Below are 611 nucleotides of genomic sequence, written 5' to 3'. Positions count from 1 at the left end.
GGGAAGCGGGTTGGCCGGATCGAACTGGGCTACCAACGAGCGGTCGGCCTTGGCCCCGACCGTGCCGCGGAAGAACGGGACCAGGGTTTGGATCGCCGTGACCTGCTGGGGCTTCGAGCGCCCTTTCGACTGGAAGATCGGGTCAGTGCCAGCACATCCCGCCGAATCGGACATCTGCCATTCGGTATTGTAGGCGTTGTGGTTGGCGCCCCAGACATAGACGGTGCCGTGGAACGTATTCGACGTATCGGGAACTTTCCCCTGCACGGCCCGGTCGAAGACCCTCATGCCCTCCAAAGTCGTGACGTCGCCGTCGCAGGCCGGCAGCAGGATCATGCTGTTGACCCCGTTCGCGTCAATTTGGGGTGGGAGCAGGGAGTCGACGGGGCCGATCTCGAAGATCGACTTGATCGACAGCCCGTTGATCAGCGCCGGGAAGGGACTTCCTTCGTCGCGGAACTGCTTGAGCGCCGCCCGAACCCCCTCGCCGCCGCGGCTGTGGCCCATCATGCCGACCTGCGACAGATCCATCGTTCCGCGCGGGTTGAAATTGAGCGTCGCCGGAGGCGGGATCTGGCCCGTCCCCCGGGTCCAGTCGGACAGGAGGGCGA

At 65.1% G+C, this 611-nt stretch carries 1 protein-coding gene; it reads right to left on the bottom strand.

Annotated elements, in window-relative coordinates; all coding sequences use genetic code 11:
- The coding region (locus tag FV220_RS25740) for a hypothetical protein (RefSeq protein WP_210245979.1) at positions 1–611 on the bottom strand (611 nt) is incomplete at both ends.

The sequence above is a fragment of the Methylobacterium sp. WL19 genome (genome assembly GCF_008040005.1).
Taxonomy (GTDB): Bacteria; Pseudomonadota; Alphaproteobacteria; order Rhizobiales; family Beijerinckiaceae; genus Methylobacterium; species Methylobacterium bullatum.
Note: the sequence above shows the minus strand (reverse complement) of the source record. Positions and strands in the feature narration are given on the sequence as shown.